General features: G+C 64.9%; 18 protein-coding genes. 8 read left to right on the forward strand and 10 right to left on the reverse strand.

Annotated elements, in window-relative coordinates:
• The first annotated feature begins 101 nt into the window (after positions 1-101).
• Positions 102-887, forward strand: coding sequence for a histidinol-phosphatase (gene hisN, locus ACFC4D_RS39100; protein WP_376071077.1), 786 nt, complete (start codon positions 102-104; stop codon positions 885-887).
• A 413-nt stretch (positions 888-1,300) separates the two neighbouring features.
• Here the strand turns inward: hisN and ACFC4D_RS39105 are convergent, their stop codons facing one another.
• From ACFC4D_RS39105 to ACFC4D_RS39115, 3 genes are all read right to left on the reverse strand, one after another.
• A complete protein-coding gene (locus tag ACFC4D_RS39105) occupies positions 1,301-1,546 on the reverse strand; it encodes a hypothetical protein (RefSeq protein WP_376071080.1) in 246 nt (81 codons plus the stop codon).
• A 97-nt stretch (positions 1,547-1,643) separates the two neighbouring features.
• Positions 1,644-3,074 (reverse strand): glycosyltransferase family 39 protein, encoded by a 1,431-nt coding sequence (locus ACFC4D_RS39110; protein ID WP_376071083.1) that lies wholly within the window; start codon positions 3,072-3,074, stop codon positions 1,644-1,646.
• 106 nt (positions 3,075-3,180) lie between these two features.
• Positions 3,181-3,519: a hypothetical protein gene (locus ACFC4D_RS39115; protein WP_376071086.1), complete on the reverse strand. Its 339-nt coding sequence runs from the start codon at positions 3,517-3,519 to the stop codon at positions 3,181-3,183.
• Between the two features lie 233 nt (positions 3,520-3,752).
• Here ACFC4D_RS39115 and ACFC4D_RS39120 point away from each other — a divergent pair, with 233 nt between their 5' ends.
• Positions 3,753-5,147 (forward strand): acyl-CoA dehydrogenase family protein, encoded by a 1,395-nt coding sequence (locus ACFC4D_RS39120; RefSeq protein WP_375966194.1) that lies wholly within the window; start codon positions 3,753-3,755, stop codon positions 5,145-5,147.
• 27 nt (positions 5,148-5,174) lie between these two features.
• The gene (locus ACFC4D_RS39125; protein ID WP_364639134.1) at positions 5,175-6,416 is read left to right on the forward strand and encodes an acyl-CoA dehydrogenase family protein; all 1,242 of its coding nucleotides are present in this window, start codon (positions 5,175-5,177) and stop codon (positions 6,414-6,416) included.
• 169 nt (positions 6,417-6,585) lie between these two features.
• On the opposite strand, the gene ACFC4D_RS39130 is transcribed toward ACFC4D_RS39125, so the two are convergent.
• On the reverse strand, positions 6,586-8,370 hold the full coding sequence (locus ACFC4D_RS39130; RefSeq protein WP_375966188.1) for an AIPR family protein: 1,785 nt from the start codon (positions 8,368-8,370) through the stop codon (positions 6,586-6,588).
• A 121-nt stretch (positions 8,371-8,491) separates the two neighbouring features.
• On the opposite strand from ACFC4D_RS39130, the gene ACFC4D_RS39135 reads away from it, so the two are divergent.
• Positions 8,492-8,809, forward strand: coding sequence for a hypothetical protein (locus ACFC4D_RS39135; RefSeq protein WP_376071089.1), 318 nt, complete (start codon positions 8,492-8,494; stop codon positions 8,807-8,809).
• Positions 8,810-8,823: 14 nt separating this feature from the next.
• On the opposite strand, the gene ACFC4D_RS39140 is transcribed toward ACFC4D_RS39135, so the two are convergent.
• Genes ACFC4D_RS39140 through ACFC4D_RS39155 form a run of 4 tightly spaced genes read right to left on the reverse strand, consistent with a single transcriptional unit; the run spans position 8,824 to position 12,807 of the window.
• Complete coding sequence (locus ACFC4D_RS39140; RefSeq protein WP_376071092.1) at positions 8,824-10,062, reverse strand: TMEM143 family protein; 1,239 nt, start codon at positions 10,060-10,062, stop codon at positions 8,824-8,826.
• Positions 10,063-10,101: 39 nt separating this feature from the next.
• Positions 10,102-10,641, reverse strand: coding sequence for a DoxX family protein (locus tag ACFC4D_RS39145; protein ID WP_376071095.1), 540 nt, complete (start codon positions 10,639-10,641; stop codon positions 10,102-10,104).
• The gene (locus tag ACFC4D_RS39150; RefSeq protein WP_375966179.1) at positions 10,638-10,928 is read right to left on the reverse strand and encodes a hypothetical protein; all 291 of its coding nucleotides are present in this window, start codon (positions 10,926-10,928) and stop codon (positions 10,638-10,640) included. Before ACFC4D_RS39150 ends, ACFC4D_RS39145 begins: the two co-directional genes overlap by 4 nt.
• Before the next feature lie 16 nt (positions 10,929-10,944).
• Positions 10,945-12,807, reverse strand: coding sequence for a sensor histidine kinase (locus ACFC4D_RS39155; protein ID WP_376071098.1), 1,863 nt, complete (start codon positions 12,805-12,807; stop codon positions 10,945-10,947).
• A 77-nt stretch (positions 12,808-12,884) separates the two neighbouring features.
• Between ACFC4D_RS39155 and ACFC4D_RS39160 the strand changes: the two genes are divergently transcribed.
• Complete coding sequence (locus tag ACFC4D_RS39160; protein WP_376071101.1) at positions 12,885-13,490, forward strand: DNA-binding response regulator; 606 nt, start codon at positions 12,885-12,887, stop codon at positions 13,488-13,490.
• On the opposite strand, the gene ACFC4D_RS39165 is transcribed toward ACFC4D_RS39160, so the two are convergent.
• Together ACFC4D_RS39165 and ACFC4D_RS39170 are read right to left on the reverse strand one after the other, a co-directional pair.
• Positions 13,431-14,438 carry a hypothetical protein gene (locus ACFC4D_RS39165; protein ID WP_376071104.1) on the reverse strand — a complete coding sequence of 336 codons (1,008 nt, stop codon included), beginning with the start codon at positions 14,436-14,438 and terminating at the stop codon, positions 13,431-13,433. The genes ACFC4D_RS39160 and ACFC4D_RS39165 overlap by 60 nt on opposite strands.
• Before the next feature lie 86 nt (positions 14,439-14,524).
• Complete coding sequence (locus ACFC4D_RS39170) at positions 14,525-15,751, reverse strand: FAD-dependent oxidoreductase (RefSeq protein WP_376071107.1); 1,227 nt, start codon at positions 15,749-15,751, stop codon at positions 14,525-14,527.
• Between the two features lie 82 nt (positions 15,752-15,833).
• Here ACFC4D_RS39170 and ACFC4D_RS39175 point away from each other — a divergent pair, with 82 nt between their 5' ends.
• From ACFC4D_RS39175 to ACFC4D_RS39185, 3 genes are all read left to right on the forward strand, one after another.
• Positions 15,834-16,310, forward strand: a complete 477-nt coding sequence (locus ACFC4D_RS39175; RefSeq protein WP_375966166.1) for a MarR family winged helix-turn-helix transcriptional regulator — start codon at positions 15,834-15,836, stop codon at positions 16,308-16,310.
• Positions 16,311-16,375: 65 nt separating this feature from the next.
• Positions 16,376-17,764, forward strand: a complete 1,389-nt coding sequence (locus ACFC4D_RS39180; RefSeq protein WP_376071109.1) for an allophanate hydrolase — start codon at positions 16,376-16,378, stop codon at positions 17,762-17,764.
• Positions 17,761-18,483 carry a cysteine hydrolase family protein gene (locus ACFC4D_RS39185; protein WP_376071112.1) on the forward strand — a complete coding sequence of 241 codons (723 nt, stop codon included), beginning with the start codon at positions 17,761-17,763 and terminating at the stop codon, positions 18,481-18,483. The genes ACFC4D_RS39180 and ACFC4D_RS39185 overlap by 4 nt, the downstream gene beginning before the upstream one ends.
• The last annotated feature ends 5 nt before the right edge of the window (positions 18,484-18,488 follow it).

Genomic DNA, 18,488 nt, shown 5'->3' on the forward strand with positions numbered 1-18,488 from the left:
ATGGCGCGGCGCGGGTGGCGGCCGCTCTACCGCAGCGCGGTGAATGCGAGAAGTTTGCGGCCGACGCGCGACGGTAACCCGGGGGCGCTAGCGTGTTGTGAGTGACCACCTACTCCAGTGATCTCGAACTCGCCCTGCGGCTGGCCGACGCGGCCGACGCCATTACCCGTGACCGGTTCGGCGCTCTCGATCTGAAGATCGATTCCAAGCCGGATCTGACCCCGGTATCGGATGCGGACCTGGCCGTGGAGCGCATGGTGCGCGAGGCGCTGGGGTCCGAGCGGCCCGCCGACCTGGTGCTCGGCGAGGAATTCGGCGGGGATGCCGAGTTCTCCGGTCGCCAGTGGGTGATCGATCCGATCGACGGCACCAAGAATTTCGTGCGCGGCGTGCCGGTGTGGGCCTCGCTCATCTCACTGCTCGAGGACGGCGTGCCGGTGGTGGGCGTGGTGAGCGCTCCGGCGCTGTCGCGGCGCTGGTGGGCGGCGGCAGGCGCGGGCGCGTGGACGAGTTTCGAGAAGTCCGAGCCCAAGGCCATCTCGGTATCGGCGGTGGCCGAATTGGGCGCGGCGAGCCTGGCGATCTCCTCGCTGTCGGGCTGGCGGGCGATCGGGCGGCGGGCCAAGTTGATCGCGCTCACCGATGAGGTGTGGCGGACCCGCGGCTACGGCGATTTCTACGGCTACACGCTGCTGGCGGAGGGTGCGGTGGATATCGTCACCGAACCCGAACTGTCGCTGTGGGATATGGCGGCTCTCGACATTCTGATTCGTGAGGCGGGTGGCTCGTTCACCTCCCTCGACGGTAATCCCGGACCGCACGGCGGCAGTGCCGTGGCGACGAATTCCCATCTGCAGGACCAGGTTCTGGCCGCGCTCGCCGCCTGATACCCCGGACACACGAACGCCCCCGCCTGCAGTGCGGGGGCGTTCACGTTCGTTCGGTCGAGATCTAGGCGGAACCGCCGCCGCCACCGCCGGGTGTGCCGATGAGCACCCCCACGAGGCCGCTGAGCAGACTGGTAACCACAGAGACGAGTCCTGACAACATAACCAATCCTCCTTTCGTCTCGTCGAAAAACGTAGTGAGGCTTGACAGTTGGCGTGATGGAAACGAAATAACCGTATCGAGTTCCCGCTTATGCAAGACTCGCCACGCAGCGAATCATGGTGCACGCAAGCAGTTTTGACGGGTTTATCGCGAAATACCTTGGGTAAACCTATTATCCACGCTTATTGATGCGGATCACGTGTCGTATCAACAAATTCGGAGCCGCAGGCCACGCGGATAGGTCCCGACCTCAGGCGTTGGGCGTGCCGACGCCCTTACTGGAACCGGTGGACGACCCCGACAGCAGGCCGACCAGCGCCTTGACGATGGGCGAGCAGGTCGGATCGGTGTTGGAGGTACAGCCGATCTCCGAGGAACCGGAGGAGCCGGAGGTCGCGACCGGCGCGGCGACCGGCGATTGCGCCGCGGCCACCCCGGCCTGAATGGGCATGAACAGGGCGCCCGCCACGGCGATACCGGCGATTGAACGCTTCATTTCGAGTCCTTGTCTGGTGAGTCTTACTCGCTGCCGACTCGGACGGTAGTGAAACGTAAAGTTTTCGCAAAGCCCCGAATTCTCTGGTAACTCCGGACTATCCGAGCACGCGCAGGGTGGGCCAGGTCCGACTCCAGGGCAATAGCGTTGCGCGACATACATACAGGGTGCGACCCTGCTCGTCATTGTCGATGCCGAGGCCGTTATCGATCCGGCCAACCGGCTCGGGGTTGGCGCACAGGCGGGCGAGGCGGCCCGGATTCAGGCCGACGGTGAGCACCGGACGGCCTTCGGCGGGCGGACCCCACCACCAGTACGCATTGTGCGCGCTGTGCGGCACAGGCAGGCCGTACGCGGGACCGAAGCGCTCGATGGCTGCCGCCTCACCGTAGTTGGCGGTGAGGATCTCCGCGTCCGGGGCGAAACGGGAACGGGCATCGGCGATCTGGCGCACGAAGCCGGGCCAGCCGATGGTCTCGCCCGCGTCGTAGTTGATCGCGAGCACCGGAGAATCGGGCAGGTCGGAGACCGGGAGGATCGGCAGGAACAGCACGGCCGAGACGGCGGCGTTCACGGCCACCGCGAAAGCGACCGCGCCGCCGCGTATTCGACGATCCGCGAGCTTCGGGGCCAGACCCACGGCTCCGGCCGCGAGGAGCAGCGGGTACATGCCACCCAGGTAGTACGCCTTACCGCCGGTGAGTGCGAAGATCAGGAAGAGCAGCGCGTAGGTGAGCACGAAGGCGCGATACCGGATATCCCGGCCCAGCCGATAGAGGCCGAATATCCACAGCGGCACCAGCAATGGGCCCATCAGCCCGAATTGCAGCAAGACGAAGGCGAGCGGCGAGTTCGAGGTGCCGGAGGATCCGCCCGCGATGGAACGGCTCAGCTCCCATTGCGGCCAGCCATTACTCCCCTGCCACCACAGGTAGGGCAGCACCAGCACGCCGGCAATGCCGATGGCGATCGGAAAATACCGGGTGGCGAAGATCTTTCGAGGTCCGACCATTGCGAGCGACAGGGCCAGCACCAGCAGCGGAATCGCCATCAGCGCCTTGTTCTGCAGGCCGATTCCCGCCAGCACACCGATCGGCAGCCAGCGGTGTGGCTGGAAGTCAGTGCGGAGCAACCGCATTGCGAGCAGAGTGATCCCACACCAGATGACCAGGTCGAAAACCGTTGTGCCGAGCTGATGTCCGGCCGCCATGACCAGCGCCGAAGCGGCGACCGCCGCTGCCGACAGGGCCTGCGCTACCCGTCCCCCGCCGAGTTCGCGGGCCATCCAGCCCGCGCAGAGCACCACGGCCACCGCGGCGAGTATCGCCGGAATGCGCAGCAGTATCAGTGAATTGGAGTCGATCGAGGATATCCCCCGCGCGATCAGCGGCACCAACGGTGGTTGATCGGCGTATCCCCAGTCCAGCCGCCGTCCCGCGGCCAGGAAGTACATCTCGTCGCGGTGATATCCGTACCGATCCGCGAAGCCGAGCAGAACCGCCGCGAAAATGCCCGCCACCCAGTACATTCGGCCAGCGTGTCAAACGGCGATGAACTCCGGATGGATTTCGCGCACCCGTTTCCCATGCGAACCCGACGCGGGGCTGCGGTCCCGACGCCGGGAGGTGGTGCGGTCAGGCCGCGGAGGAAGTGCCGCCGGTGGGGGCGGCCGAACCGGTGGTGGACGGGCCCGCGACGGGGCTGTAGCCCGAGCCGGAATTGCCGGAGCCGGTATTGATCTGACCCGAGCCGGTGCCCGCGGCGCTGGAGCCGCCGTTGCCGAGCTGGACCGAGCCGAATCCGGCCGACGAGCCGGAGTCGCCACCGCCGCCGTTACCGGAGCCGGTGTTGATGCCGCCTTCGGTGACGGTGCCGATGTCCTGCAGCGGAATGCCCTCGGCGGACGCGTTCGGGGCGGCGGCGATGAACAGTGCGATGGCTATCGCGCCGGTGGTACCTACCAGCGTTTTCATTTAGGGAGACCTCCATATGGGGTGCAAGGGTGCGCCGACACCGTAGCCCACTCGTAGACCTTTTGAATGACGTTTGTTTCACTATTGGCCATGGCGCATTGGAGACTTGCGAAACCACCGCGCTGACCAGCCGATTCGACAACCCTCGACGTCAGTTCTTACTCTGAAGTAAGATAGTCTTACTCTGGAGTAAGATTGCTGGGCAGGATCACCCTCCACACTCAAGAAAACTGGTGATTATGAGCACTCGAGACACCGCAAAGACGCGACGTCCGGATACTTCCGCCGTAGGCCTCAACCCGGTCAAGCGCGACTGGATGGGCGCTGCGATGCGGGTCATGACGACCATCACGGGGTCCGAACTCGCGGAGAAGTACAACCTGCGCAAGCCCATCGAACGGCTGACGTACGAGGGCACCAAGACCGGTTTCCGCAGCCTCGGCGCCGCGACCCGCGTCTTCGAGAAGGTTTCCGGTGGTGGCGCTCCGAAGCGCTTGCCCGCCAACGAGTCCAAGAAGAAGGACTACTTCGACCTGACCCCGACCGACGATCAGCAGATGATCGTCGAGACGGTCCGTGAGTTCGCCGCCGAGATCCTGCGCCCGGCCGCCTATGACGCCGACAATGCCGCCAAGGCCCCGCGCGATCTGCTCGAGCGCGCGTCCGAGCTCGGCATCACGCTGATCAATGTGCCCGAGGAGTTCGAGGGCGCGGCCGCCGAGCGTGGCGCGGTCACCAATGCCCTGGTCGCCGAGGCGCTCGCGCACGGTGACATGGGTCTGGCGCTGCCGCTGCTCGCGCCGAGCGGTGTGGCCGTCGCGCTGTCCCAGTGGGGCACCGACGCGCAGCAGAAGACCTACCTGGGTTCGTTCGCCGGTGAGAATGTGCCGCAGGCGTCGGTCGTCATCTCCGAGCCGCAGGCGCTGTTCGATCCGTTCGCGCTGAAGACCAAGGCCACCCGCTCGCCCAGCGGTTACCGTCTGAACGGTGTGAAGAGCCTGGTTCCGGCCGCGGGTGATGCCGAATTGTTCATCGTGGCAGCCGAACTCGACGGTCGTCCGGCTTTCTTCATCGTGGAGTCGGACACGCAGGGTGTGGTCGTGGAGGCCGATCCTTCGATGGGTCTGCGCGCCGCCGGTCTGGGGCGCCTGATTCTCGACAATGTCGCCGTGTCCACCAGCGCGCTGCTGGGTGATGCCGAAACCGCCCAGCGCTCCGAGGATTACGCGGATGCCGTGCGCCTGTCCCGCCTGGGCTGGGCCTCGCTGGCGGTCGGTACCGGTCAGGCCGTGCTGGACTACGTGATTCCGTACGTGAAGGAGCGCGAGGCGTTCGGTGAGCCGATCGCGCATCGCCAGGCGGTGGCCTTCATGGTCGCCAATATGGCCATCGAGCTCGACGGCCTGCGCCTCGTGACGCTGCGGGGTGCGTCACGCGCGGAGCAGGGCCTGTCGTTCGCTCGCGAGGCCGCGCTGGCCAAGAAGCTGGCGACCGAGAAGGGCATGCAGATCGGCCTGGACGGCGTGCAGCTGCTCGGCGGTCACGGTTTCACCAAGGAGCACCCGGTGGAGCGCTGGTACCGCGATCTTCGTGCCATCGGCGTTGCCGAGGGCGTCGTCCTTCTCTGACCCGACTTCTCAACGGAGAGACAACTCATGATCAATCTCGAACTCCCCAAGAAGCTGCGGGCCAGCGCCAACCAGGCCCACCAGGTTGCCGCCGAGATCTTCCGCCCGGCTTCGCGCAAGTACGACCTGGCCGAGCACGATTACCCGACCGAGCTCGACACCATGGCCGCCATGATCGAGGGCCTGTCCGATTCGGGCACCCAGGACATCTCCGGCGCCACCGGCGGCCGTAAGGCCAAGGGTGAGGGTGCGGCCGAGCCGGATGTGCACGCCACCGAGCTGCTCGGAAACACCAACGGCGGCAATATGTCCGCGCTGTTGAACGCGTTGGAGACCTGCTGGGGCGATGCGGGCCTGATGCTGTCCATCCCCTACCAGGGTCTGGGCAATGCCGCGATCGCCGCGGTCGCGACCGATGAGCAGCTGCAGCGTTTCGGCAAGGTGTGGGCCGCCATGGCCATCACCGAACCGTCCTTCGGCTCGGACTCGGCCGCGGTCTCGACCACCGCCACCCTCGACGGTGACGAGTGGGTCCTGAACGGCACCAAGATCTTCGTCACCGCCGGTTCGCGCGCCACCCACATCGTGGTGTGGGCCTCGGTCGACAAGTCGCTGGGCCGCGCCGCCATCAAGTCCTTCGTGGTTCCGCGTGATGCCAAGGGCCTCACCGTGTCCCGCCTCGAGCACAAGCTCGGCATCAAGGCGTCCGACACCGCGGAGATCCGTTTCGAGGATTGCCGCATCCCGAAGGACAACATCCTCGGCAGCCCGGAAGTCAACGTGGAGAAGGGTTTCGCGGGCGTCATGCAGACGTTCGACAACACCCGCCCCCTCGTGGCCGCCATGGCCGTCGGCGTCGGCCGCGCCGCCCTCGAAGAGCTCCGCAAGGTCCTCTCCGACGCCGGCATCGAAATCGACTACGACAAGCCCGCCAACAACCAGCACGCCGCCGCCGCCGAATTCCTCCGCATGGAAGCCGACTGGGAGTCCGCCTACCTCCTCTCCCTCCGCGCGGCATGGATGGCCGACAACAAGAAGCCCAACTCCTTGGAAGCCTCCATGTCCAAGGCCAAGGCCGGCCGCATGGGCACCGACGTAACCCTCAAGGCCGTCGAACTCGCAGGCGCAACGGGCTACTCCCAGCGCACCCTCCTGGAAAAGTGGGGCCGCGACTCGAAGATCCTCGACATCTTCGAAGGCACCCAGCAAATCCAGCAACTCATCGTCGCCCGCCGCATCCTGAACCTGGGCAGCGACAAGCTGAAGTAAGTTCTGGCACAACGGAAAACCGGCGTCGGTCCGCTCATCGGACCCCGCCGGTTTTTCGTCTCCATGTCCCGCATCTGATCGTTTCCCGACCGTCGCCGAGCAGATGGATGCGCGTCCTCAGGGACGACCGTCAGACGCGCCCCGAAATCGGGAGCTTCAACAGTCGCTTCTAGATCTTCGTGGTGCAGTTCTTGGCCATGTCCAGCATCGCCTCCTGGCTGCGCCTGCTGCGTACATCGTCCTTACGTAGACTTCGCCCCTCGGACAAGGGAGTCGCGAACGCACGGCAGGCCAGTTCCACAGCAGTGACGATCGCCTCTTCGATTTGCTCAGACATCGCCTTGTCCGAAACGCGAAGTTTGAGATTCTTGGTTTTCTGGAGCAATTTGCCTGTCCCCTCGGCGCCGCCATTCTCGAAAATCTTGACAAAGCCGGGGTTCACCAGGGCTGAGACCGCCATGGAGATGTGATATTTCGCAGCCTTCAAAGTGGCGGATTCGGGTGTCCGCGCGAAGTATCTGTCGATTCGATAGATAATCCACGCCGCGTAATAATACATCTCGACCGGGTACGCTCCCCACACAAGTGAATCTTCGGCTTCAAGATCCTTCGGGGACCCGATCGCGCGGGACGATTCGCCGAATAGTGTCGCAGCAACAGCCCGGTTTAGCTCGGGGGTTGTGACGACACGCGTGCGAGGGAATTCAAGTGCCGTGCCACGGTTCTGCCTTTCATACCGGAGTCCATCCAAACCCGATTGCGTGAAGTACTCCTCGACATCTTTCGCGATTTGCGAGCTCGCCTGGATGTCCGTCAGCCCAATTGCTGTTTGAAGGTTTGTTGCGATAGCGACGCTGGTTCGAACTCCGGAGTCATTGGAGCTGACGATCTTTACCGGAACCCAAAGCTCGGCCAGTAGCGAGGGCTCATTCTTGACACGATCAGACTCAGACCATCGGATCAACTGATGGCTTGTCTGACCGCCGTTGACGATCTGGTAACCGGAGATGAAGAAACGATCTCCGAGGCCGCGCAACTCAGTTGCAATAAGTGTCAGCCCGTTGTTCAAGAATGGGAAGTGCTCACGGTCCGCAGATTGAAGCGTGCCCATTATCCTGCTATTGACTGGGTTATGCGCGCCGAGATCCAGTCGCACATTGTCGTCGAAAATTCCGGGCCGGATTTCGCCTGACTCATCTTTGAGAAGTTTCATCAATTCGTTTGCCGAGATCAGCCCAATGTAAGCCTCGCTCACCCTCTCGGTGGCAGGGATTGTCTGGCGCTTCTCGAAATTGAACTGAATGTTTTGAGGCCCGAATCGTTCCTTCTGCTTGGTGGCCAGTTCCTCGTGCCCGTGCGTTCGAAGCTTCAGACCTTCCGAGTAGGCGCCGATATTGCGAATCCGGTCGAGAGCTTCGGTTATCTGCAGCTCTGATTGCGCACTCGTTCCCGGATGGGAGCTGGTAGTGACGTAGTAAATTTCGCAGGGAATCCGGCTGTCTTGGAACTTATCTCCGCTCTCCGCGATCCTGTCGATCAGGCTGGCCAGATCGACCAGCCGCGGAGGCAACGAAATACTTCCCGGCTTCATAGCATACTTGGTGACGGACTCGACTCCGTGGAGAAATTTCGCGATCAGCTTAGAGTCGTACGATTCGCTCGTCTTGGTCTGAATAAAAATAACTTTGGCGGAGTTCGTGGTTTGCTCGGATATCGCTTCATCGATTTCCGCAGGTTCGAATACGACCCGTCCGTTCACGATCACCGCACCGACGTCGATGCCCTCATCGCTGCCGCCGCCGATGATGGACCGCTCGATCGCATCCACGTCGTCGCGGAGGTACTGGAAGAGATAGCTCGCAGCGGCATAGCGCTCGAACAAATCCGCTTCGGTGCCCTCGAAACCGAAATCGCGAGCAAACTTTGTGACGCGCTTGCTGGTTAGGGTGTGCACCCATCCTCCTGGTTGGCAGCTAAGGGCGATGCCGAGTCTCACGAGCTATACGGGGAAGCATGGACGCCCCCTGGCTGGACTCTACCGGCCCCGGCCGATCTGCTCGCGGGGATGTGTCAGGGTGACCAACGCGCAGAAGGGAATTGGCTGTGCGGCCAACCTTGTCAACTCCACACAGGATCGCATGTATGCGGAAGCGGGAGAAGAGGAACCGGCGGGCGCTGGACAATCAGCGAAGGGCACGCATGAACTCGGCCATGACCTTCACTCCCTCGATTCCATAGGACCTCAACGCCTTCTGCGCGACGTCCAGTCGAATCCAATCCTTCAGGACCGGTGGCGCACCAGGCCCACGGCAGGCACCCAGCAGATCCGGCAGATCCAGTATTTGATACTGGCTCGCCGCATCTTGAACGTGGGTAGCGACAAGTTGAAGTAGGTTCTGGCGCTGCGTTAGCCGGTGTGGTCCTGGTTTGGGGCCGCACCGGTTTTTCGTTTTCCAGTGGGGGGTGGGCGGAAGATGTTGTCCCAGTGGGTGTCCAGGTGGGTGATGGCTGTGGGGAGGGGGAGGGCGGTGTAGGTGCCGGGGTGGGGTTCGGTGAGGAGGTTCAGGGATTTGAGGGCTTGGATGCCTGATTGGGCTTCGAAGTCGAAGGTGGTGTTCCAGCGGGAGTGGAACCAGGATTCGATTTGGGTGTCGAGGTCGGCGGGGGTCAGGGGGTGGGGGGTGGTGTTGAGGAAGTGGTAGGTGAGGAGGATTTGTTTGAGGTCGGCGTCTTCGGCGGCGTCCAGGAGGTGGTGGAAGACGCCCGCGCCGTTGTCGAGATTGCGGAAGTAGAGGTGTTCGGAGAGGGTTTTGAGGAGTTTGATCTTGCGGTTCTTGAACTTGGAGAATTGGCGGAAGAGGTAGCCGCCGAAGGCGCCCGTACCGGCGGCCAGGCTGATGAGGGCGGTTTGGTCGAGGCGCACGGACTCCTGGCGCAGACCGGCCCAAAAGGCAAGCAACAGTAGGACGGGGGCGAGGGCGGCGATCAGTTTGGTTGCTATGACGATGATTCCGGAGATCATCGCGGGGACGCCGATCAGGAGTTTGTCCAGAGGGCGCATGCCGACCCGGACGTTCGGGTAGAGCATTTCGAGATCGTTGCGCGGAACATCGCGGAACAGCTTCAACACCACCTCGCCACCCAGGCGCGGTATGTAGACGAGAACCTTGGAATAGCAGGTGAATTCGATGGCGCGACGGCGTAATCCGAACAGCCACTTCACCTGTTCGGTGCGCTCGGCGACACCGCGACGGAAGAACAGCGCGGCGTCGAGATCCTGATCGTCGACCGCCAGCCGCACCTTGACCAGGGAATGCTCGGCGAAGGCCCGGCGGATCTCCGCGGTGTCGATACGGGTGAAGTCGGCCGCCTCGGCGAGTTCGACCAGTTCACGCTCCAGGATCTGCTGGGCCACAATGTAATCCGCGGTGGTCGCGGGATGCACCGCGCGCTCGTCCGCCGCCGGATCCAGCACCTGGTACGCATCAAGGAGCGCATCGCCGCGCAGGTGATAGCGGTGGTGCACCAGCGCGGCGAGTAGGCGGGCGAACTCCAGGAAGGATTCCCGTTCCTTCGCGGGTACCTCCTCCGCACAGAGCGCGATCACCGCGCTCTTGCGGAACGGCAGGAAATGTTCGGCCTCCATCGATGCTCCTTCCGACGGGCGGACCCGTCGGAGTTCACCTTAGGTGGCGGATACGGGTCGCCGAAGCAGGGTGCGCAGGGCACCCGGCAGCGGCTTGGGGTCGCGCTGGGCGGGAGCGCGCAGCGCCCACGAGGTCAGCGTGAAGGCGGTGAAAACCAGCGGGCTGATCCAGCGCGGAGCCGGATCACCGACGGCCAGATGGGAGGCGGCCGCACCGGAGTACACGAAAACCAGTCCGGCGTAAGCCCATTCCTTCAGGCGCGGGAGACCGGGAGCCACCACCGCACCCACCGCGAGCAGTTTGGCGGTGCCCAGGATCGTCGCGAAGTACATCGGATAGTGCAGATCGTCGAAAGTGTCCCGCACATACGGGATTCGGGCCAGATCCCAGTAGGAGCCGACGACCGATTCAGTGAGAACGATGCCGCTGGTGACGACGAACGCGGCGAACTTGGCACGTTCGACCGGAGTCGTCCCCGCATACGTATTGATCAGCGCGCCAACGCGACTCGCGGGAGTGCCGTAGACCGGCGGTACGGCATTCTCGGCCGGTGCGCTCGAATGCGTGTGCGTGCTCATCGCTCGTCCACGATTTCGCCGGTCTCGACGGTGGCATCGACGGTCAGCGCCATGGTCGCCCCGACCAGCGGGAACCCTTGGGACGCACCGATCGCCGTGAGCATCTGCTCGGCGGAGTCCCAGCGCCAGGTGTCGGCGTAACTGCCGTCCTCGAGGCGGGTGAGGCGGGTTTCGGTGAGCCCCGGGTTATTCCGGCGAATACCGTCGATGAGGATGCTGCGCTGGGCCAGCATGGCGTCGAAGTCGGCGGCCTCGACGCGGTAGTGGTGAATCCTGACGACCGGCATGATGTCGCTCCTTGCTCTATTCGGGTGGTCTTTCCGACACCGAAAGCGTCACATCGGCCGGGTCCGGCGAGTAGTGCGGCGCCGCACCGGTTGCGGGTGCAACCGCGGGCTTCTCGGCTGTGCAATCTGCATATTCGCTGATGGGGACCTCGGCGGTGAGCACGAATTCTCCGTCCCGCACCCAACTGGTGAAACAACCGCCCGCATCGACGACGCGAGCGCGCATATTCCGCAGACCCTGTCCATCGGCGGATACCTCGGCGGCGACACCGTCATTGCGAATGCTCAAGTGCAGCCGCTCATCTCGCCGATGGCAGGCGATCTCGGCGCGCGTCGCCGCACTGTGCCGGAGAATATTGGTGACGGCCTCGCGCACCACCGGCACCAGCAGCGCACCCGTCCGCTCCGGGAGCCCGGCATCGGAGTCGATATGCACCGTCACGTCATTGTCGGCGAGTGCCCGTCTGGCGGAACGCAGTTCACGAGCCAGTGACATCTCGGGCAGATCCTCCACCATGGCCCGCGCCTCGGTGCGCGCATCGGCCGCGATGCGCAGCGACTCCTCGATCTCGATCGCGGCGCGCGCGGGGTTCCGGGTGACGAGTTCGGTGATGAGATCGCTCTTGAGCGCGAGCACCGACAGGGTGAGCGCGAGCAGATCGTGCATATCGCGCGCGACCCGTAATCGCTCCACGTGCACTGTGATTCGCATGAGCTCGGCCCGCGACCGGTTCAACTGATCGGACAGTTGCAGGAATCGGGACAGCCCGAACAGCACCAGCGTCGCCTCCATGGCGAGGAACACCCAGCCCACCCGGCTGGTGAACTCGGCGGCCGGTTCGGTGTAGGCGGCCCGCAATGCGATGAGCCCGGCAGCGATGACCAGCGCCCGTATCCCGGGCACGCTGAGCAGCACCGCGGTCGCGAGCAGAATCAGCCATACGCACCAGGACGCGCCCAGCCAGGGCAGCGGCAGCAAGGTGATGGCGGCGTGCAGGCACAGCAGCGCGATGGCGTGCCGGGGCCAGCGCAGTTGCGCCAGTAGCAGACTCGACATGGCCGCACCGCCCACCGCGATGGCGAGGCGGTAGTGCGTGGCCTCCAGGGTCTGATCGACGGTCCAGGCGGTCAGACTCAGCACCAGCGCGGCCAGGGTCAGCCGGGGCACGAACCCGGCGGCCGGATCGATATCGAGGGGCGGGGTGTAGAAGCGATGGTGCTCCTCGGCGGTGTCCCGCACGGTCTGGGTCATACCGCGGGTCACCCGGGCGACCCGGGTGGCGGCCTGCCGCGCCGCCGCCGGATCGGCTTCCAGATCGCGCCGCGCCTCGCCCAGCCAGTCGATGACGATATCGAGTTGATCGCCGAGCGCGGCCCGCAATCGGCGAGCGACCTGTAATCGCTCGCGCGCGAGCGTGATTCGCTCCAGTTCACCGCGCGTGGTGGCGAGCCGATCGACCAGTTCCGGCAGCCGCAGCAGGCTGTACAGGACGATGCCGACGGCGGCGGTGGTGAGCACGCCGTACAGGTATGTGGTCCAGCTTTCCCGCCAATCCTGGTGCGCGATACCGGCACTCACCGCGACCAGCCCGAACGCCCGCCAGCGCAACCGCTTCGGCAGGCACCACAGCACCGTGGCGGTGAGCAGGAACCCCTGGTTCACCCCGATGCTTCCGGTCACGAACAGCGGCAGGCAGGTCAGCGCGAATTGAATCGGCAGCACCCACGCGCGACTGCCCGGGCGGCGCTGCGCGAGCACCAGCAGTCCGGCCTGCACCGCGCAGCAGAGCACCATCGCGGCGTCCGCGCCACCGACGAGCACGGACAGGGTGAAGACGGCCAGAAACAGGTACCCGGTCGATCGCGGTAGTAGCGCCACGCCGATGATTGCATATCAGAGCAGCCGTTCGGGCAACCGCGATACCGCCCCGAACCTGCGGTTAGGAGCGGGTTTTCGTGCTGAGAGTGCTGGTTGCCGAGGATATGCGGCTATTGCGCGACACCCTGGTCGCCGCACTGGAATTGGAAGACGATATCCGCGTCGTCGCCGCCCTCGATCGCGGTGAGGCGATCGTGGACACCGCGATAGCCGAACAGGCCGACCTCTGCATCGTCGATATCGACCTCCCCGGCGTCGACGGCCTCACCGCCGCCGCCGATCTCGCCACCCGTTACCCCGCCTGCCCGGTCCTGATCCTCACCGCCCTGTCCAACCCGCGACACCTCAAGCGCGCCATGGAGATCGGCGTACGCGGCTTCGTCCTCAAGGACACTCCCCGGCGAGAACTGCTCGCGGCGGTCCGCACGGTAGCGGCGGGCGGCCACACCCTCGATCCCGACCTCGCCTTCACCGCACTGCGCACCCCCGACTCCCCCCTCACCGACCGCGAAACCGATGTCCTGCGCACCTTTTCCGCGGGCGCGGACCCCCGCGAAATAGCCGCCCACCTCAACCTCACCTACGGCACCGTCCGCAACTACCTGGCCTCCGCGGTCACGAAACTACAGGCCCGCAACAAAGTCGACGCCGTCCGCATCGCCACCGCGTCTGGCTGGCTGTAACTCGTTCATGCGGATGCAGATCCGCAGTCGGCGGTTGAAGGAGGCGGGGTGGGTGGTGCTGAATGCGCCGCGCGCCGCGCGTTCGAGGGATTCCAGATGATCGCAGAAACCCGCACCGAATCCGAGATCGGTGCACACCCGGTCAGCCAGGTATTCCTCGCGCCAACCGAGCCATGTTTTCGCGAAGGGCTGGAGTAGGCAGATCGCGGCCAGCACCGGAGCGAAATGCGGACCGAGAACCGGGTACAGCGCGGCGGTGACGACTACGAACGACATCGCGGCCAGACTCACAGCGCAGAGCTCCCAGCGACTGATCCGCTCTCTCCGGTCCGGCAGTACGTCGATGAACAGCCTGGTCGGGGAACCGAATACCGTGGACAACGGTGTGGCACAGAGGTTTTCGAGACACCTCGTGACCCAGCCGCCGATCAGTTGATGACCGAATTCGTGGGCGACCACCGCCCGCAGTCCCTGTGGCGGCAACTCGTTGACAGCTGAAATCGTCACCGAGACAAGTCGACGAGGATACGCCCGTCCCGCCGGATCGCCGCTGCGCGTGCGCAACGCGAGACGCAGCCAGGATTTGGGGTACCCGGCGGCCCGCATCACATCTTCGGCGGCTACGCCCAGCATCGCCAAGGGCATGAGGCGCGCCTCGTCATACGAGCTGATGGTGGGAAATTCATAGGCGCGCCGGCGCTGTGTCAGTTCATCCGGCACGGCCCAGATATTGAGCAGCACATAGAACCATGCGAGGAATCGGATCACCACGACGGCGATCACGACCCAGAGTCCGGCCCATTCCGCCAGACCCCAGAGCATCGCCACGGTCGCCACCGCCCAGGGCGCGGTGATGAGCAGTCGGATGATCGGCAGCAACCGGACTCCGATTGCGGTGCGGCCGTGAAACCGGTATCGGGCTGCGGCCGAAGAGGATTCGAGAGACATGATCGATCGACTCTCCGTGTGGTGGAGGCGTCGCGTTCGTGCGCGATCGCTTCACCATACGAACCTCCCACACGTTCGCGTAGCCCCTACTTCGAGTGGGCCGGAGCAGCCCAATCGACGCGGTAGTCGAACATCCAATTCAGGTGGCCGATTCCGCCCGTGGCGGCGCGGCGCAGGAAGAACGGGGTGAGCATGCGGACGAGCAGGCGGGAGATGCCGTTGGTGGCCTTGTCGCCGCTGGTTTCCGCGCCGTGGGCGACGACGCGTTCGACGCGTTCGCGGCGGCGGTGTTCGAATTCGGTGAGGGCGGCGGCGGTTTCGGGGATATCGCGCAGGCAGGTGGCCAGGACGATGGCGTCTTCGACGGCCATGGAGACGCCCTGGCCGGAGGAGGAGGCGACGGCGTGCGCGGCGTCGCCGATGATGACCATGGAATCGTTGTGCCACTTGGCTACCGAGGGCATGTCGTACTGATTGAAGGCGGGGACGAAGGTCTCGTCCGGGGTGGCGGCGACGATGCGGGCGGCGGGGGTGCGGTCCGCGACGAGCAGCCGCGTCAGCTCAGCACGCCAGTGCGCGATATCGGCTCCGGACAGCTCGGATTTCGAAAGCTCCCGTGTGCGCGGCACATTGGCGAACCACCAGATCTCCCCGGTCGGCGCGACCAGGTAGCCGAAGAAGACCTCTTTACCGAAGATCATGTTGTAGATGCCCGGCTCCAGCGCCAGTTCGGCGTGCAACGCCGGATCGTTCACGAAGCCACCGAGTCCGTAGATGCCGAGATAGTTGGCCTGCGGCGCGGTCGAATCGATGATTTCCCGAGTGCGGGAACGGATTCCGTCCGCCCCGATGAGCAGATCGGCTTCCAGTGTGCTGCCGTCGGCGAAGGTCGCGCGGACACCGCCCCCGGGGATTTCGACGGCATCTACCAGGCGCCTGCCGAACTCGTAGCGAATCCCCCGCCGCTCGGCCTCGGCATTGAGCGCCCGGTACAGATCACGCCGCTTCACGCTGTGCGTGACGGTGCCGTCGGGCAGCGTCCCCCCGATCGGCATATCGGCGATGTGCTTACCGCGCGCGGTGGAGAACGACAGCGTCCCGGTGGGATGTCCGGTCGCCTTCACCACCTCGTGCGCGTCGATCAGGGACAGCGCCGCCAGCCCGTTCACCGCGACCGTCAGGTACGCCCCCAGCTGTTCGGCCGCCGCGTCCTCGTAAGCCTCGCAGACGACCGCTTCGATTCCGACCCGCTGCAATGCCATGGCCGTGACCGGTCCCGCGATACCGCCGCCGATGATCAGTGCTTTCTTCACGGTATGTCTCCTCATAAGCTTTCTTGACTGTGCTGTATCTTGATAATCAAGACATCATTAGTTTGACGATCGAGGTTCTTGAATGTCAAGAGAAAATATGGAAACCCTGCGTGAGCAGGTCGGACAGGAGTCTCAGGCGCTACAGGCCGCGGTCGACGGCGTCGATGAGGCCGCCGCGGCCGTCCTCGGCGTCAATCGAACCGATCTGCGCTGCCTCGAAGTTCTCATGCGCGGCGAGGCCACGCCCGGACAGCTCGCCACCGAACTCGGGCTCACCAGCGGCAGCGTCACCACGGTCGTCGACCGGCTCACCAAGGCCGGATACGTGGAGCGCCACCGCGAGGACGGCGACCGCCGCAAGGTACTCATTCGCAGCACCCCGGCGGCACAGGCGAAGGCGTGGGAGATCTACGGCCCCATCGCCACCGAGGGCGCGGCCGAGCTGTCCGAGTACTCGGCCGAACAGCTCACCACCGTGCTGGAATTCCTGCGGCGCAGCCGGGACCTGCAAATTCGCCATCGCACCCGAATCGCGGAGCTGCCCAGAACCATTCGCTGACGGCGCTAACACAGCCGATACATTGCGAGGCCCTCCGCTTCACACACGGTGCCGACAATCGACGCATGTCGCACCCTGGACCCACCGTCGCGGAGATTCTGGCATCGCACGAAAGTGGTAGCGGGTCACCGATACACACGGCCGCGCGGGTGGCCGACGCCATCGCAGCGCGCGGGGATGATGGCACCTGGATCACCCCGGTACCGCGGGAACAGCTGCTCGCCGCCGCCGCGGAGATCGAACAGCGGCCGGGCGCGCGGACGCTGCCGCTGTACGGGGTGCCGTTCGGGGTCAAGGACAGTATCGATGTGGCGGGCTGGCCCACCACACTCGCCTGCCCCGATTTCGCCTACACCGCAACGGAAACCGCGCCCGCCGTGCAACGGCTACTGGACGCCGGGGCCCTCTTCGTCGGCAAGACGAATCTGGATCAGTTCGCGACCGGCCTGAACGGCACCCGGACTCCCTATCCGATTCCCCGCAGCGTCTTCGGCGGGGATCTCATCTCGGGCGGCTCCAGCTCGGGTTCGGCGCGGGCGGTGGCGCTGGGCGAGGTGCCGTTCTGTGTCGCCACCGATACCGCCGGATCGGGCCGAGTTCCGGCCGCGCTCAACGGCATTGTGGGTTGGAAGCCCTCACGCGGGCTGATCAGCACGGTCGGCCTGGTTCCGGCCTGCAAATCGCTGGACTGCCTCACGCTCATGGCCACCCAGATCGAGGATCTGGACCGCGTCTTCGAGGTGATCGCGGATGTCGATCCGGCCGATCCGTGGAGCCGCGAGCGCGGGGAACGCTTCGACGGCAGGCGAATTCGGGTGGGACTGCCCGCCGAGGACGAACTCGAATTCTTCGGCGACGAGGTGTTCCGGCACGCGCACCTGGGGATGCGTGATCGCCTCGCCCGACTCGGATTCGATTGCACGGCAACCACACTGCGTCCGTTCCTGGACGCGGGCGAACTGCTGTACCAGGGACCGTGGGTGGCCGAACGGCTGGTGGAATTCGAGACCTTCCTCGCCGAACACCCCGATTCCATCCTGCCGGTGATCCGCGAAATCCTCACCGGCGGTTTCCGATTCAACGCCGTGGACGTCTTCCGCGCCCAGCAGCGCCTCCAGGAACTCAAAGCCGCGGTATCCCGTATGTGGGCCGATTTCGATGTCATGGTGGTGCCCACCATCGGCACCACCTTCACGGTGCCGCAGGTACTGGCCGATCCGATCGCCGCCAATACCGTCCTGGGTCACTACACCCATTTCGGAAACCTGCTGGACCTCACCGCGATCGCCGTGCCCGTGGGCATGACCGCGGACGGCCGCCCGCTCTCGGCCATGGTCTTCGGACCCGCGCTGGCCGATGACACGGTGCTCGCGGCGGCCGCCCGCATCCTCGACGAGCCGCGCCCGCTGGTGGCGCATTCGGAAGTCCGGCTCGCAGAGAGAGAACGAAGATGACGGCAGTTCAACATATTTCGGCGCAGCCGACCGAATACTCCTTCGAGCCGAGCGCGGTGGCGCTGCTCGTCATCGATATGCAGCGTGACTTCCTGCTACCCGGCGGGTTCGGCGAGAGTCTGGGCAATGACGTGGCCCTGCTGCGCACCGTCATCGAACCGCTCGCCGCCTTGATCGCCGCCGCGCGTGCGGCCGGAATCCCCGTTATCCACACCCGGGAGGGACATCTTCCCGACCTGTCCGACTGTCCGCCCGCGAAGTTGTCGCGGGGCAACCCTTCTCAGCGCATCGGTGATCCGGGTGCGTTCGGCCGCATTCTGGTGCGCGGCGAATACGGCCACGACATCGTCGACGAACTCGCACCGCTCGCGGGCGAGGTGGTGATCGACAAGCCCGGTAAGGGCGCGTTCTACGCCACCGAGCTCTCGGATGTGTTGGCGGCCAAGGGCATCAGCTCGCTGCTGGTCACCGGCGTCACCACCGAGGTGTGCGTGCACACCACCGTGCGCGAGGCCAATGATCGCGGTTTCGAATGCCTCGTCGTATCCGATTGCGTCGGTTCGTATTTCCCGGAATTCCAGCGAGTCGGGCTGGAGATGATCGCCGCGCAGGGCGGCATCTTCGGCTGGGTGGCCGATTCGGCCGCCGTCATCGGCGCTCTCGACGCCGCCACCGCTTCATCGCACGCCACCGCTGCATCGCACGCCACAGCTCAGTGAACAGG

The organism is Nocardia sp. NPDC056000 (assembly GCF_042269265.1).
Taxonomy (GTDB): domain Bacteria; phylum Actinomycetota; class Actinomycetes; order Mycobacteriales; family Mycobacteriaceae; genus Nocardia.

Bases quoted from the DNA above. Each gene is read 5' to 3' on its own strand.
- ACFC4D_RS39105 (WP_376071080.1), bottom strand. From the start codon at position 1,546: ATGAAGCGTTCAATCGCCGGTATCGCCGTGGCGGGCGCCCTGTTCATG.
- ACFC4D_RS39110 (WP_376071083.1), bottom strand. From the start codon at position 3,074: ATGTACTGGGTGGCGGGCATTTTCGCGGCGGTTCTGCTCGGCTTCGCG.
- ACFC4D_RS39115 (WP_376071086.1), bottom strand. From the start codon at position 3,519: ATGAAAACGCTGGTAGGTACCACCGGCGCGATAGCCATCGCACTGTTC.
- ACFC4D_RS39125 (WP_364639134.1), top strand. From the start codon at position 5,175: ATGATCAATCTCGAACTCCCCAAGAAGCTGCGGGCCAGCGCCAACCAG.
- ACFC4D_RS39140 (WP_376071092.1), bottom strand. From the start codon at position 10,062: ATGGAGGCCGAACATTTCCTGCCGTTCCGCAAGAGCGCGGTGATCGCG.
- ACFC4D_RS39145 (WP_376071095.1), bottom strand. From the start codon at position 10,641: ATGAGCACGCACACGCATTCGAGCGCACCGGCCGAGAATGCCGTACCG.
- ACFC4D_RS39150 (WP_375966179.1), bottom strand. From the start codon at position 10,928: ATGCCGGTCGTCAGGATTCACCACTACCGCGTCGAGGCCGCCGACTTC.
- ACFC4D_RS39165 (WP_376071104.1), bottom strand. From the start codon at position 14,438: ATGTCTCTCGAATCCTCTTCGGCCGCAGCCCGATACCGGTTTCACGGC.
- ACFC4D_RS39175 (WP_375966166.1), top strand. From the start codon at position 15,834: ATGTCAAGAGAAAATATGGAAACCCTGCGTGAGCAGGTCGGACAGGAG.
- ACFC4D_RS39180 (WP_376071109.1), top strand. From the start codon at position 16,376: ATGTCGCACCCTGGACCCACCGTCGCGGAGATTCTGGCATCGCACGAA.
- ACFC4D_RS39185 (WP_376071112.1), top strand. From the start codon at position 17,761: ATGACGGCAGTTCAACATATTTCGGCGCAGCCGACCGAATACTCCTTC.